We start from the raw sequence: 13657 nt of genomic DNA, 5'->3' as shown, positions 1-13657 counted from the left end.
TGGGCTCCGGCGGCCAGTACAGCACCACGTGGAACAACGTGACCAACTTCGTTGCCGGCAAGGGCTGGAACCCGGGCACGACCGCCCCCGTGACCTACTCGGGCTCGTGGAACTGCAACGGCAACTGCTACCTGTCGCTGTACGGCTGGACCACGAACCCGCTCATCGAGTACTACATCGTCGACAACTACGGCAACTACAACCCGAGTTCCGGCACCTCCAGGCTGGGCTCCGTCAACAGCGACGGCAGCACGTACGACCTGTACCGGACGCAGCGCGTCAACCAGCCCTCCATCCAGGGCACCGCGACGTTCTACCAGTACTGGGCGGTCCGCCAGGCGAAGCGCACCGGCGGCACCATCACCGTGGCCAACTTCTTCAACGCGTGGGCGCAGGCGGGCCTGAACCTCGGCACCCCGAACTACGAGATCCTGGCCACCGAGGGCTACGGGTCCTCCGGTAGCTCCAACATCACCGTGGGTTCCGGCGGCGGCGGCAGCACGGGTGGAACCACCGGCGGGACCACCGGTGGAACGACCGGCGGCACCACCGGCGGCGGTGGCGGCAGCTGCACGGCGAACGTGACGGCCGCAGACCAGTGGAGCGACCGCTACAACCTCAACGTCGCCGTCACCGGCTCCAGCAACTGGACCGTGACGGTGAACGTGCCATCGCCCGAGGTGGTCATGTCCACCTGGAACATCAGCGCCAGCTACCCCAGCCAGTACGTGCTCGTCGCCCGCCCCAACGGCAGCGGCAACAACTGGGGTCTGACGATCCAGAAGAACGGGCACACGAACTGGCCCACCTTCTCCTGCCAGGCCGGCTGACCCTCCGCAGGACCCGGCGCCCCCGGCGCGGCGGCCTCGGCCGTCGCGCCGGGGCGTGCCTCATGGTCCCGGGGTCGACGGTGTGGTGGTCGGCGTGTCCGTCGGAGTACCCGACGGGTCACCGGTGGTGCCACCCGTCGGGCCGCCGGTTGTGCCGGTAGTGGTCCCGCCCGTCGGACCGCCGGTCGAACCACCAGCCGTGCTGCCACCACCGGTGGACGACGTACCGCCGGTCGTCGAGCCACCGGACGACGTACCGCCGGTCGTCGAGCCACCGGACGACGTACCGCCGGTCGTCGAGCCACCGGACGACGTACCGCCGGTCGTCGAGCCACCGCCGGTGGAGTGGTGCGGCGGACCGGAGTTCGGCGGCGGCGTCGAGGAAGTACCGCCCTGCGTCCCCCCCGACGTCCCCCCTGTCGACGTGGACGGCGTGCTCGTCCTCCCCGTCGCGGACGGCGACGTGGTCGCCGACGACGGTGTCGAGGTCGGGGCGGTCGTGCCGGGGGCGGTCGTGGCGGAGTCGTCCGGGGCTTCCTCCTGGGCGGACTCCAGCGGCTTGACCTGGTTCTTCTGGTGGGAGTCGTCGCCGGAGCCGGAGGTCGCGCCCAGGGTGACGATCGTGCCCAGGACCGCGGCCAGCAGGACGCCGGTGCCTACGGCGACGAGGTTGCGGCGGGTGCCGACCACGGCAAGCCGCTTCGGGCCGGTCGCGTGCGCCGCGTGGGACGGGGCGCGGTGGTGGATGACCGCCAGCGGGGGGTGGACGACGGTGGGCGGCTCGTTGTCGGCGGCGGCCGGGAGGAGTTCGAGCGGGGCCGCGGGCTCCGCGTCGACGACCAGCGCCAGCGTACGGCGGCCGACGACGGTGCCCTGCCGGTCGGCGAGGGCGCCGCGCAGCGCGATGGAGGCCTCGAGTTCCGCCCTGGCCCGGTCCATCGTGCCGTTGCAGAGCGCCAGTACGCCCAACTCGTGGTGGAAGTAGGCCTCTTCCGCGACCTCGCCGGACAGTCGCGCGGCCTCCTGACCGATCCGCAGCGTGCGCTCCCAGGCGCCCCAGTGCAGGGCGGCGGCGAAGACGGGGGCCACCGTGCGGGCCAGCAGGACCGCGGCGCTCGGGTTGCCGTTGTCGCGGCAGGCGGACATGGCGGCGATGATCGCCTCGGACTCGGCGGCGGCGCGGGCCGCGGTGACCGAGGGGTGGCCTGTCCACCAGGCGTAGTGCAGGGCGGCGGTGTGCGCCTGGACCTCGCTCAGCTCGCCCTCGGCGGCGAAGGCGGCGGCGAGCTGCTGGGTGACGCCGGCGGCGAGCCGGTAGTGGGCGGCGACCGGGACGGCCAGGCCGACCGCGGTCATCTCGCCGAGGGCCGCGTCCCCGTGGGTGTCACCGACGAGTGCGGGCAGGTGCGAGGGGTGCGGACACTCGCCGTCGAGGGCCACGGCGAAGGCGAGGGCTTCGCGGGCGGACTCGCTGAGCCGGGAGGCGAGCAGGTCGGCGGGGGCGGCGCTCTCCGCGAGCGACGGCAGCGGCACGTCGGCGGCGGGCACCCGGGGGGCGGGCGGCGTGACCGGCGGTATCTCCAGCGGCGCCGAGGGGTCGGGTGCCGCGGGGCCGTCGAAGCCGGTCAGGTCGGGTATCAGGTCGCCGGCGGGCGCGGGGGCGGCGGGCAGGGCCGGGGTGCCGTTCTCCCACACCGAGTCGTCCCAGTCGGGCTCGGGCGGGAAGCGCAGCGCGTCCCGCTGCCGCAGCAGGGCGCCGGCCTGGACGAAGCGCAGCGGCAGGCCCTCCGACTCGAACCACAGGTCGGCCGCCCAGGCGGTCTCGTCCTCTTCGAGTGGCCGCCCGGCGGCCAGGGTGAGCAGGTCGACGCAGGCGACCCGGCTGAGGCCGGCGAGGAAGACCTCCTCGACCAGGGCGTCGGCGGGCGGCGCGGCGACATCCGGGGTCGCGGCCAGCAGGAATGCGCACTCGGGGGCCGCGGCGAGCAGCTCCTCCAGGGCGGCGCCGCCGAATTCCAGGTCGTCCACCACGACGACGGCGCCGGTCTCCCGCAGCAGCCCGGGGAGTTCGGTCCGGCTTGGGCGGTAGTCGTCGCCGGCGTAGACGGTGCTGTAGAGGGCCTGCAGGACGTCGCCGACGGTGCGGCGGTAGCCGGACAGCCACAGCACACCGTCGGGTGCGAGGTCGGCGCAGGCATTGGCGACGGACTCCAGCAGGGCGGTGCGGCCGGCCCCCGACGGCCCCGTGACGCGTACCGACCGGCCGCGGGCCAGCAGCCGGATCAGCCGCTCGCGCTCCTCGTCGCGCTCCAGCAGCGGCAGTTCGGGGGCGGGCGGTCCCGGCGGCGGGGAGGGGCGGCGGGCCGCGAGGTGGGCGGCGCGCTCCTCGGGGGTGCGCGGCACCGGGGTCCTGCGCTCCTCGGGCGGGCACACGGTGACCTCGGTGCCGTCGACCGGATTGACGGTCAGCAGGTAGTCGGGGGTGACGATCCGCCGCACCCGTACGCTGCCGCCGCCGGGGGTGGCGGTGCCCGCGGTCAGCTCCAGCGGTTCGCGGGCCGGGCGGACGGCCTTGGGCAGCGGGGCGGCCGCGTCGAAGAGCGAGGGCTCGACCGGGCGCAGGCCGTCGAAGGCGGTGGGGTCGGCCGGGGCCTCCGCCTGCGGTGGCTCGTACGGCACCAGCGCGCCCCGGTCGGCGCCGCCGCCGGCCCCGCCGCTCCTGACGCCGAACGCGTCGAAGGCCTCGTCCTGCCCTGGCCGCTCGCCGGGCTCGCCGTTGTGCTGGTCCATGTCCTACGCCCTCATGTGCGTCACGTCAGGGGCGCAGCCGGGCCGCCGCACGTGCCGTGCCGGCCCGATTCCCCTGGTCCGGCGTACGGGGTAGCACGCCTGCGGGCAATCCGAGACCAAACTCTAAGGGCTCGCGGCGTTTCTAAGAAGCGCAGGGGGGCCGGGCAGCCCTTACGTCACCTTTCGGCCTCGATCGCGAGGATGCGGTGCAGCCTGGTGGCGACCAGCAGCCGCTGCATCTGCGGCGGCACGTTGCGCAGCACCAGCCGGCGGTTGGCCCGGCCGGCCCTGCGGTGGGCGCCCATGATGACGCCGAGGCCGGTCGCGTCCCACGAGTCCAGCTCGGTCAGGTCGAGTACGAGGTCGCCGCGGCCGGCATCGACCGCGGTGTGCAGGGCCGTACGGGCGTCCGCCGCGCTGCGGACGTCGAGGCGGCCCCCGACGACCAGCTCGGCATGGTCGCCCCTGATATGCATAGTCGCTCCCGAAGCTCCCGAAGAATTGCGGCACCCGTCCGTATGTCTTCACACAACTGACGGTCTGTCGCAAAGAGAAGTTGCCGTCTGTGAGCGAACCGATACCGAATTCACTCCTGTGAGTGACGTTGCTTAGTACGGGTAGAACCCCTGGCCGCTCTTACGGCCCAGATCTCCCGCGTCCACCATCCGCCGCATGATCTCCGGCGGGGCGAACTTCTCGTCCTGCGATTCGGCGTAGATGTTGCCGGTGGCGTGCAGCAGGATGTCCACGCCGGTGAGGTCGGTGGTGGCCAGCGGGCCCATCGCGTGGCCGAAGCCCAGCTTGCAGGCGGTGTCGATGTCCTCGGCGGAGGCGACGCCGGACTCGTAGAGCTTGACGGCCTCCACGACCAGCGCGGAGATCAGCCGGGTGGTGACGAAGCCGGCCACGTCCCGGTTGACGACGACACAGGTCTTGCCGACGCTCTCGGCGAACTCCCGGGCGCGGGCCAGCGTGTCGTCGCTGGTCTTGTAGCCGCGGACCAACTCGCACAGCCGCATCATCGGCACCGGCGAGAAGAAGTGCGTGCCGACCACCCGTTCGGGGTGCTCGGTGGCCGCGGCGATCTTGGTGATCGGGATCGCGGAGGTGTTGGACGCCAGCACCGTGCCGGGGCCGGTGATCCGGTCCAGGGTGCGGAAGATGTCCTGCTTGACCTCGATCTTCTCGAAGACCGCCTCGACCACCAGGTCGGCGTCCGCGACGGCTTCGAGGTCGGTGGTGGTGCTGATCCTGGCCAACGCCGCCGCCGCGTCGGCCGCTTCGAGGGCGCCCTTGGCGACGAAGCGGTCGTAGGAGGCCTTGATGCCGTCGGTGCCGCGGGCCAGCGCCTCGTCGGTGACGTCCCGCAGGACCACCTCGTAGCCGGCCTGGGCCGCCACCTGCGCGATGCCCGAGCCCATCAGTCCGGCTCCTACGACGGCGAGCTTCTTCGCCACGGCACACACCTCTCCGTTGGGGTATCTGGCCGGACCCTAGCGCCGGTTCGGGGCCCGGCGCAGCATGATGTCGGGCGCGTCACCGTGTGTCCTTGGTCGCAACGGGCCGCCCGCGCAGGCCCTACGCTCGGCCTCATGGTCAATCTCACCCGCATCTACACCCGCACCGGCGACGACGGTACGACCGCGCTCGGCGACATGAGCCGTACGCCCAAGACCGACACCCGGATCGCCGCGTACGCCGACGCCAACGAGGCGAACGCCGTCATCGGCACCGCCCTGGCACTCGGCGGACTGGCCGAGGAGGTGACGGCCGTTCTGATCCGCGTCCAGAACGACCTGTTCGACGTGGGCGCCGACCTGGCCACCCCCGTGGCGCCGGACCCGAAGTATCCGCCGCTGCGGGTCGAGCAGTCCTACGTGGACCGCCTGGAGGCCGACTGCGACGCCTTCCTGGCCGACCTGGACAAGCTCCGCAGCTTCATCCTGCCCGGCGGCACGCCGGGCGCGGCGCTGCTGCACCAGGCCTGTACGGTCGTGCGCCGCGCGGAGCGGTCCACGTGGGCGGCGCTGGCCGAGCACGGCGAAGTGATGAACCCGCTGACCGCGACCTATCTGAACCGGCTCTCGGACCTGCTGTTCATCCTGGCCAGGACCGCGAACAAGGAACGCGGCGACGTGCTGTGGGTGCCGGGCGAGAACCGCTGACCCGCGCCGGCCGAAGGGACCCGCTCAGGCCACGTTGACCCGCTGGCCGGGCGGGGCCGCCTCCAGCCAGGCGAGGAAACCGGTCAGCGCGTCGTCGCTCATCGCCAGTTCGAGGCGCAGGCCGCGGTGCTCGCAGGTCAGCACGACCGCGTCGGACAGCAGCGCCAGCTCCTCGGAGCCGCGCGGCTCCCTGCGGCCCTCGACCTCGATGGAGGGGCGCTCCAGCACCCGGCGCGGCCGGAAGGCGTAGGAGAAGACCCGGAACCACTCGACGCGGTCGCCGTTGTAGCGGGCCACCCCGTAGACCCAGCCCTTGCCGGTGGGTTCGGCGTCCGCCGGCAGGGCCACCCGCAGGCTGCAGTCGAAGGTGCCGCCCGAGCGCTGGATCAGCCGGCGGCGCAGGCCCAGGACGAACAGCGCCAGCAGGATCGCACCCACGACCGCGCCGATCGCCTCGACCGAGAGGATCACGTCCACCGCTCTCCTCTCCTGGGGCTCATCGCCGCCCGCGCCACGCGCCCTGTGTGTGCTGCCCTTGCTGTGCCGGTGCCGCGGACCGCCCCTGAGGGCAGCCCGCGGCACCGTTGTGCTGCTCCAGCGGGGGCGCCGTCCTGGACGGCGCTCCGCCGGTGGTGGTTCAGTGCGCGCCCGCCGCGGCGGCGAGCCGGACCTCCGCGCGGCGCTCGGCCCCCGCGTCGGACTCGGACCTGGAGCGCTCCAGCGCCCGCTCGGCCCGTGCGACGTCGATCTCCTCGGCCAGCTCGGCGATCTCGGCGAGAATCGAGAGCTTGTTGTCCGCGAAGGAGAGGAAGCCGCCGTGCACGGCGACGACCACGGTGCCGCCCTCGCTGGTGCGGACCGTCACCGGGCCCGACTGCAGCACTCCGAGCACCGGCTCGTGCGACGGCATGATGCCGATGTCACCGGACATGGTGCGGGCGATGACCATGGCGGCCTCCCCGGACCAGATGCTGCGGTCCGCGGCCACCACCTCGACGTGAATTTCGGCCAAGACGGCTCCTCGGGTCGGCACCCACCGGGTGAGGGAGGTGCGTAAGACAAAGAATAGGGGCTGCGTGAGGGGGGCAGAGACCGCCTGCCCCCCTCACGCCACGACCGCGGGTCAGTTGACGCCGAGCTTGGCGGCGTTCGCCTTGAGGTCGTCCAGGCCACCGCACATGAAGAAGGCCTGCTCCGGGAAGTGGTCGTACTCGCCGTCCGCGATGGCGTTGAAGGCCGCCACCGACTCCTCCAGCGACACGTCCGAGCCGTCCACACCGGTGAACTGCTTCGCCGCGTGGGTGTTCTGCGACAGGAAGCGCTCGATGCGGCGGGCGCGGAAGACGGTGAGCTTGTCCTCTTCGCCCAGCTCGTCGATGCCGAGGATGGAGATGATGTCCTGGAGGTCCTTGTACTTCTGCAGGATGCCCTTGACGCGCATGGCGCAGTCGTAGTGGTCCTGCGAGATGTAGCGCGGGTCCAGGATGCGGGACGTGGAGTCCAGCGGGTCCACCGCGGGGTAGATGCCCTTCTCCGAGATCGGCCGCGAGAGCACGGTCGTCGCGTCGAGGTGGGCGAAGGTGGTGGCCGGCGCCGGGTCGGTCAGGTCGTCCGCGGGGACGTAGATCGCCTGCATCGAGGTGATCGAGTGACCGCGGGTCGAGGTGATCCGCTCCTGCAGCTGGCCCATCTCGTCGGCCAGGTTCGGCTGGTAGCCCACCGCGGAGGGCATCCGGCCGAGCAGCGTGGAGACCTCGGAGCCCGCCTGGGTGAACCGGAAGATGTTGTCGATGAAGAACAGCACGTCCTGGTTCTGCACATCGCGGAAGTACTCCGCCATGGTCAGGCCGGCCAGCGCGACCCGCAGCCGGGTGCCCGGCGGCTCGTCCATCTGACCGAAGACCAGCGCGGTCTGCGGGAGCACGCCGGACTCGGCCATCTCCGCGATGAGGTCGTTGCCCTCACGGGTGCGCTCGCCGACGCCGGCGAAGACGGAGACGCCCTCGTGCAGCTTCGCCACACGCATGATCATTTCCTGGATCAGCACGGTCTTGCCGACGCCCGCGCCGCCGAACAGGCCGATCTTGCCGCCCTTGACGTACGGGGTCAGCAGGTCGACGACCTTCAGGCCGGTCTCGAACATCTCGGTCTTGGACTCGAGCTGGTCGAAGGCCGGGGCCTTGCGGTGGATCGGCCAGCGCTCGGTGACCTCGGACTCGGCCTCCGGCTCGTTCAGGATCGCGCCGAGGGTGTTGAAGACGCGGCCCTTGGTGACGTCGCCGACGGGCACGGTGATGCCGTTGCCGGTGTCGGTGACCGGCGACTGGCGGACCAGGCCGTCGGTGGGCTGCATCGAGATGGCGCGGACCAGGCCGTCGCCGAGGTGCTGCGCGACCTCCAGGGTCAGCGTCTTGGTGGCGCCGGCCTGGGTCGGGTCGGCGACGTCGACCTTGAGCGCGTTGTAGATCTCCGGCATGGCGTCGACGGGGAACTCCACGTCGACGACCGGGCCGATGACCCGCGCCACCCGGCCGGTGGCGGTGGTTTCAACAGTGGTGGTCATAGTGGTCAGTCACTCCCCGCGTTCGCGTCGGCCAGGGCGCTGGCACCGCCGACGATCTCGCTGATTTCCTGGGTGATGTCGGCCTGTCGGGCCGCGTTGGCAAGCCGCGTGAGCGACTTGATCAGATCTTCCGCGTTGTCGGTCGCCGACTTCATCGCCCGGCGGCGGGCCGCGTGCTCGGAGGCGGCGGCCTGCAGCAGGGCGTTGTAGATGCGGCTCTCGACGTACCGCGGCAGCAGCGCGTCCAGCACGCCCTCCGCGGACGGCTCGAACTCGTACAGCGGCTTGGCCTGGGGCTGCTTGGACTCCCCTTCGCCACCGGCTGCCTTGTCCGAGATCGCCAGCGGCAGCAGCCGCCGGTCGACCGGGCTCTGCGTCATCATCGACACGAACTCGGTGAAGACGATGTGCAGCTCGTCCACGCCGCCCTCGGCCGAGTCCGCGAGCACCGACTCGATCAGCGGTGTGGCCACCGCCTTGGCGTCGGCGTACTTCGGGCTGTCCGAGAAGCCGGTCCAGGACTGCGCGACCGTGCGCTCACGGAAGCCGTAGTACGCCAGGCCCTTGCGGCCGACGATGTAGCTGTCGACCTCCTTGCCCTCCGCGCGCAGCCGCTCGGTGAGCCGGTCGGCCGCCTTGATCGCGTTGGACGAGTAGCCGCCGGCCAGGCCGCGGTCGCTCGTGATGAGCAGGACCGCGGCGCGGGTCGGGTTCTCGGCCTCGGTGGTCAGCGGGTGCTTGGTGTTGGAGCCGGTCGCGACCGCCGTGACCGCACGGGTCAGTTCGTCGGCGTACGGGGACGAGGCCGCCACCTGGCGCTGCGCCTTGACGATGCGCGAGGCGGCGATCATCTCCATCGCCTTGGTGATCTTCTTCGTGGCGGTGATGGTCTTGATCCGGCGCTTGTAGACCCGAATCTGTGCACCCATGCGATCAGCCCTCGACCAGCAGCGTGCCCGAGGACGTCTCGAACTGCTTCTTGAAGGCCGCGACCGCGGAGGTCAGCGCGTCGATCGTGCCCTCCTCCAGCTTGCCCGTCTCGACGATCCCGGTGAGCAGCGACTTGTGCTCGCGGTGCAGGTAGTCCAGCAGCTCCCGCTCGAAGCGGCGGACGTCCTCGACGGGTACGTCGTCCAGCTGGCCGGTGGTGCCGGCCCAGATGGAGACGACCTGGTCCTCGATCGCGAACGGCGCGTACTGGCCCTGCTTGAGCAGCTCGACCATCCGCTGGCCGCGCTCCAGCTGCGCCTTGGAGGCCGCGTCCAGGTCGGAGCCGAAGGCCGCGAAGGCCTCCAGCTCGCGGAACTGGGCGAGGTCCACCCGCAGCCGGCCGGCGACGCTCTTCATGGCCTTGATCTGCGCGGAACCGCCGACCCGGGAGACCGAGATACCGACGTTCAGCGCGGGGCGCTGGCCGGCGTTGAAGAGGTCGGACTCCAGGAAGCACTGGCCGTCGGTGATGGAGATGACGTTGGTCGGGATGAACGCCGACACGTCGTTGGCCTTGGTCTCCACGATCGGCAGACCGGTCATGGAGCCGGCACCGAGGTCGTCGGAGAGCTTGGCGCAGCGCTCCAGCAGGCGGGAGTGCAGGTAGAAGACGTCGCCGGGGTAGGCCTCGCGGCCCGGCGGGCGGCGCAGCAGCAGCGAGACGGCGCGGTAGGCGTCGGCCTGCTTGCTCAGGTCGTCGAAGACGATCAGGACGTGCTTGCCCTGGTACATCCAGTGCTGGCCGATGGCCGAGCCGGTGTAGGGAGCCAGGTACTTGAAGCCGGCCGGGTCGGACGCCGGGGCGGCGACGATGGTCGTGTACTCCAGCGCACCGGCCTCCTCCAGCGCGGCGCGCACGCCGGCGATGGTGGAGCCCTTCTGGCCGATGGCGACGTAGATGCAGCGGACCTGCTTCTCCGGGTCGCCGCTGCGCCAGTTGTCGCGCTGGTTGATGATCGTGTCGATCGCCAGGGCGGACTTGCCGGTCTGGCGGTCGCCGATGATCAGCTGGCGCTGGCCGCGGCCGATCGGGGTCATCGCGTCGACGGCCTTCAGGCCGGTCTGCATCGGCTCGTGCACCGACTTGCGCTGCATGACCGTGGGGGCCTGCAGCTCCAGCGCGCGGCGGGCGTCGGTCTCGATCTCGCCGAGGCCGTCGATCGGGGTGCCGAGCGGGTCGACGACCCGGCCCAGGTAGCCCTCGCCGACCGCCACCGACAGCACCTCACCGGTGCGGTGCACCGGCTGGCCCTCTTCGATGCCGTTGAACTCGCCCAGGACGATCGCGCCGATCTCGCGCTCTTCCAGGTTCAGCGCGAGACCGAGGGTGCCGTCCTCGAACCGCAGCAGTTCGTTCGCCATTGCCGAGGGCAGTCCCTCGACCTTCGCGATGCCGTCTCCGGCAACGCTGACCGTCCCGACCTCCTCGCGCGAGGCCGCGTCCGGCTGGTACGACTGGACAAACGTCTCCAGCGCGTCCCGGATCTCCTCCGGCCGGATCGTGAGCTCCGCCATCTGGGTTCCCTGCTCTCCTTGTTGGGCCCGAAGTCTTCTTTGGGGGCGTCGGCCCAACGCGGGCCGTCAGTGCTTGTCTTTGGTGCTGCTGTGTGCCGCCGGCGGAGCCGTCAGCCGGCCATCCTGCGGGACGCCTCATCGAGGCGGTCCGCGATCGAGCCGTTGATGACCTCGTCACCGATCCGCACCCGGACCCCGCCGAGGACCGCGGGGTCCACGTCCAGGTTCAGATGCACCGGCCGGCCGTAGATCCTGGCCAGGGCGTCCCCGAGCCGACGCTTCTGCGCCTCGCTCAGCGGGGTCGCCGAGACCACCTCTGCGACCGTCCGGCCGCGGCGGGCCGCGGCCAGCTTGGACAGGGATTCGATCCCGCCCTCAAGGCTACGTCCTCGCGGCGCGGTGACCAGCCGGGTGACCAGCCGTTCCGTGACCGGTTTGGCGCGGCCGCCGAGCAGCGTGTGCAGCAGCGCGGCCTTGCCGGCGCCGTCCCCGGCCCGGCCGCTGAGCGCGGCCCGCAGCTCGCCGCTGCCCGAGGCGATCCGGCCGAAGCGGAACAGCTCGTCCTCGACCTCGTCGAGCGTGCCGTCCTGCTGCGCGGCGGTGAGGTCGGCGGTGTCCGCCAGCTCCTCCAGCGCGTCCACCAGGTCGCGGGACCGCGACCAGCGGGCCCGTACCATCCCGCTGACCAGGTCGACGCTGTCCGCTCCGAGCTGGCCGCCCAGCAGGCGCTGGGCGAGCGCCGCCTTGGCCTCACCGGACTGCGCCGGGTCGGTCAGGGCGCGGCGCAGCGTCGACTCGCGGTTCAGCAGCGCGGTCACCGCAGCCAGCTCGTCGGCCAGCCGGGTCGCGTCCACCGACGCGTTGTCGGTCAGCGCGTCCAGCCGTTCCCTGGCGGCGGCCAGCGCGTCACGGCTCGCGCCGTTCATCGGGCCGCCCCGGCGCCCGCCCCGTTGCCGGCGCCGGCGTCCGCGGAGCCGTCGAGGCTGTCGAGGAAGCGGTCGATGGTGCGGCTCTGCCGGGCAGTGTCCTCAAGGGACTCCCCGACCAGCTTGCCCGCGAGGTCGGTGGCGATCCTGCCGACCTCCTGGCGCAGCGTGACGGTCACCTGCCGGCGGTCCGCCTCGATCTGGGCGTGACCCGCGGCGACGATGGCGTCCCGCTGGCGCTGGCCCTCCTCGCGCATCTCCGCGATGATCACGGCACCCTGCTCACGGGCCTGCTCGGTGATCCGGGCCGCCTCGTGGCGGGCCTCGGCGAGCTGCGCCTTGTACTCCTCAAGCGTGCGGTTGGCTTCGGCCTGCGCCTTCTCCGCGCGCTCCAGACCACCCTCGATCGCGTCGTGGCGCTCTGCGAGGGTCTTCTGGATGTTCGGCAGGAGCTTCTTACCGAGGAGGCCGAAGACGATGAAGAAGCAGAGCAGGCCGATAACCAGTTCCGCGGTGTTGGGGATGAGCGGGTTCTGCGCCCCCTCCTCCGCAAGGAAGGCCATCATGTCTGAACCTTTCGTCGAGTGGCTACTGGTCGGGGGTCCAGGTCACTTCTGGAAGATGAAGGGGACGACCAGGCCGAGCAGCGCGAGGACCTCGCAGAGCGCGAAGCCGAGGAACATGTTGGTGCGGATGATCGGCATGGCCTCGGGCTGGCGGGCCATGGCCTCGATCGAGTGGCCGAAGACCAGACCGATGCCCACGCCGGGGCCGATGGCGGCGAGGCCGTAGGCGACCGCGCCAAGGCGGCCGGCGGTGGTGGCGGCGGCGAGGTTGACGAACTCGGCAGACATTTCCCTGTCTTCCTTTGTGATGCGGTCCGTTGGGGGGCTTCCCAGCGGAAGTCTGGTGGTGGGGTGCTGCGGTGGGTCAGGTCATCGATACCGGCCGGGGCCGGTCAGTGACCCTCTTCGAGCGCGCCGCTGATGTAGATCGAGGCGAGCAGCGTGAAGATGTACGCCTGGAGGAACTGGATCAGCAGCTCGAAGGCGGTCATGAAGATGGCCAGCGCGAACGAACCGCCGGCGACCGCCGCGAACAGGGAGGGCGTCAGCAGGTACCAGGTCGCGACGCTGAACATCACGATGAGCATGTGGCCGGCGAACATGTTGGCCCACAGCCGCACCGCGAGGGTGAAGGGCCGGGTGATCACGTTCTGGATGAACTCCAGCAGCACGATCAGCGGCACCAGCGGCTTGGGCAGGCCGTCGATCCACACCAGGTTCTTGACGCCGCCGCGGAAGCCGTGCGTCTTGAACGTCAGGTACATGTACGTGATGAACACCAGCGCGGCCAGGCCGACCGGGAACGCGAACCGCGACATCGGCGGGAACTGCGCGGCCGGGATGATCGACATGATGTTCATGAACCACACGAAGAAGAAGATCGACGCGAGGAAGGGGACGTACTTGTCGCCCTTCTTGCCGATCACCTCGCGGGCGATGCTGCGGGCCACGAACGTGTAGCCGATCTCACCGATCAGCTGCACCTTGCCGGGGACCAGCTTGGGCTTGTTGAACGCGGCCCAGAAGAAGCCCACCACCAGCAGCATGCAGATGATCGCCAGCAGCATCGGCTTGGTGAAGTCGAAGCTGCCGATGCTGAAGATCGGCTTGAAGTCGAACGAGTTGAGGCCCGGAGCGGGGAATGCGCAGTCGTGCTGGATGTGGCATCCAGCCTCAGCGAGCAGCGTGTGGGCACTCACCCGTGACTCCTTCGTCGTGACGCATAAGTAACGGCAACCTTGTGTGTCAGCGCGGCTGGTGAGGCCGCTGGTCGGCACGGCGGACGAGGCGTGGCGAAGTCGCCACGGTCCGC

14 protein-coding genes are annotated in these 13657 nt (G+C 71.1%); 2 read left to right on the top strand and 12 right to left on the bottom strand.

The window, feature by feature from the left end:
* Window positions 1-830: glycoside hydrolase family 11 protein (locus BUE44_RS34090; protein ID WP_073502904.1), on the top strand; the 830-nt coding region annotated here is incomplete at its 5' end.
* Between the two features lie 60 nt (window positions 831-890).
* On the opposite strand, the gene BUE44_RS37270 is transcribed toward BUE44_RS34090, so the two are convergent.
* The 3 genes from BUE44_RS37270 to BUE44_RS34075 all read right to left on the bottom strand — a co-directional run bounded on the left by BUE44_RS37270 (window position 891) and on the right by BUE44_RS34075 (window position 5077).
* Window positions 891-3620 (bottom strand): ATP-binding protein, encoded by a 2730-nt coding sequence (locus tag BUE44_RS37270; protein WP_143172651.1) that lies wholly within the window; start codon window positions 3618-3620, stop codon window positions 891-893.
* Window positions 3621-3796: 176 nt separating this feature from the next.
* Window positions 3797-4096 carry an STAS domain-containing protein gene (locus BUE44_RS34080; RefSeq protein ID WP_073502903.1) on the bottom strand — a complete coding sequence of 100 codons (300 nt, stop codon included), beginning with the start codon at window positions 4094-4096 and terminating at the stop codon, window positions 3797-3799.
* Between the two features lie 132 nt (window positions 4097-4228).
* Window positions 4229-5077, bottom strand: coding sequence for a 3-hydroxyacyl-CoA dehydrogenase family protein (locus BUE44_RS34075; RefSeq protein WP_073502902.1), 849 nt, complete (start codon window positions 5075-5077; stop codon window positions 4229-4231).
* 135 nt (window positions 5078-5212) lie between these two features.
* On the opposite strand from BUE44_RS34075, the gene BUE44_RS34070 reads away from it, so the two are divergent.
* The gene (locus BUE44_RS34070; RefSeq protein ID WP_073502901.1) at window positions 5213-5785 is read left to right on the top strand and encodes a cob(I)yrinic acid a,c-diamide adenosyltransferase; all 573 of its coding nucleotides are present in this window, start codon (window positions 5213-5215) and stop codon (window positions 5783-5785) included.
* Between the two features lie 24 nt (window positions 5786-5809).
* Here BUE44_RS34070 and BUE44_RS34065 read toward each other — a convergent pair whose 3' ends face one another.
* The 9 genes from BUE44_RS34065 to atpB form a co-directional block, all read right to left on the bottom strand.
* Entirely contained in the window at window positions 5810-6256 is a 447-nt protein-coding gene (locus BUE44_RS34065; RefSeq protein WP_073502908.1) for a DUF2550 domain-containing protein, read from the bottom strand.
* Between the two features lie 166 nt (window positions 6257-6422).
* The gene (locus BUE44_RS34060; protein ID WP_079190335.1) at window positions 6423-6797 is read right to left on the bottom strand and encodes a F0F1 ATP synthase subunit epsilon; all 375 of its coding nucleotides are present in this window, start codon (window positions 6795-6797) and stop codon (window positions 6423-6425) included.
* A gap of 111 nt (window positions 6798-6908) precedes the next feature.
* On the bottom strand, window positions 6909-8348 hold the full coding sequence (gene atpD, locus BUE44_RS34055; RefSeq protein WP_073502899.1) for a F0F1 ATP synthase subunit beta: 1440 nt from the start codon (window positions 8346-8348) through the stop codon (window positions 6909-6911).
* 5 nt (window positions 8349-8353) lie between these two features.
* Entirely contained in the window at window positions 8354-9277 is a 924-nt protein-coding gene (locus BUE44_RS34050) for a F0F1 ATP synthase subunit gamma (RefSeq protein ID WP_073502898.1), read from the bottom strand.
* A gap of 4 nt (window positions 9278-9281) precedes the next feature.
* Window positions 9282-10853 (bottom strand): F0F1 ATP synthase subunit alpha, encoded by a 1572-nt coding sequence (gene atpA / locus BUE44_RS34045; RefSeq protein WP_073502897.1) that lies wholly within the window; start codon window positions 10851-10853, stop codon window positions 9282-9284.
* A gap of 110 nt (window positions 10854-10963) precedes the next feature.
* The gene (locus tag BUE44_RS34040; RefSeq protein WP_073502896.1) at window positions 10964-11779 is read right to left on the bottom strand and encodes a F0F1 ATP synthase subunit delta; all 816 of its coding nucleotides are present in this window, start codon (window positions 11777-11779) and stop codon (window positions 10964-10966) included.
* Window positions 11776-12345, bottom strand: coding sequence for a F0F1 ATP synthase subunit B (locus BUE44_RS34035; protein ID WP_073502895.1), 570 nt, complete (start codon window positions 12343-12345; stop codon window positions 11776-11778). The genes BUE44_RS34040 and BUE44_RS34035 overlap by 4 nt, the downstream gene beginning before the upstream one ends.
* A 42-nt stretch (window positions 12346-12387) precedes the next feature.
* A complete protein-coding gene (atpE, locus tag BUE44_RS34030) occupies window positions 12388-12633 on the bottom strand; it encodes an ATP synthase F0 subunit C (protein ID WP_073502894.1) in 246 nt (81 codons plus the stop codon).
* A gap of 104 nt (window positions 12634-12737) precedes the next feature.
* A complete protein-coding gene (gene atpB / locus BUE44_RS34025) occupies window positions 12738-13544 on the bottom strand; it encodes a F0F1 ATP synthase subunit A (RefSeq protein WP_073502893.1) in 807 nt (268 codons plus the stop codon).
* Between the last annotated feature and the right edge of the window lie 113 nt (window positions 13545-13657).

It is taken from the genome of Actinacidiphila paucisporea, assembly GCF_900142575.1.
GTDB lineage: Bacteria > Actinomycetota > Actinomycetes > Streptomycetales > Streptomycetaceae > Actinacidiphila > Actinacidiphila paucisporea.
This window is presented reverse-complemented; position numbering and strand designations above follow the sequence as displayed.

Excerpts from the sequence above, each read along its gene's own strand:
- BUE44_RS34050 (WP_073502898.1), bottom strand. The coding sequence starts at position 9,277 with ATGGGTGCACAGATTCGGGTCTACAAGCGCCGGATCAAGACCATCACC.
- BUE44_RS34040 (WP_073502896.1), bottom strand. The coding sequence starts at position 11,779 with ATGAACGGCGCGAGCCGTGACGCGCTGGCCGCCGCCAGGGAACGGCTG.
- atpE (WP_073502894.1), bottom strand. The coding sequence starts at position 12,633 with ATGTCTGCCGAGTTCGTCAACCTCGCCGCCGCCACCACCGCCGGCCGC.
- atpD (WP_073502899.1), bottom strand. The coding sequence starts at position 8,348 with ATGACCACCACTGTTGAAACCACCGCCACCGGCCGGGTGGCGCGGGTC.
- BUE44_RS37270 (WP_143172651.1), bottom strand. The coding sequence starts at position 3,620 with ATGGACCAGCACAACGGCGAGCCCGGCGAGCGGCCAGGGCAGGACGAG.
- BUE44_RS34035 (WP_073502895.1), bottom strand. The coding sequence starts at position 12,345 with ATGATGGCCTTCCTTGCGGAGGAGGGGGCGCAGAACCCGCTCATCCCC.
- atpA (WP_073502897.1), bottom strand. The coding sequence starts at position 10,853 with ATGGCGGAGCTCACGATCCGGCCGGAGGAGATCCGGGACGCGCTGGAG.
- BUE44_RS34070 (WP_073502901.1), top strand. The coding sequence starts at position 5,213 with ATGGTCAATCTCACCCGCATCTACACCCGCACCGGCGACGACGGTACG.
- BUE44_RS34080 (WP_073502903.1), bottom strand. The coding sequence starts at position 4,096 with ATGCATATCAGGGGCGACCATGCCGAGCTGGTCGTCGGGGGCCGCCTC.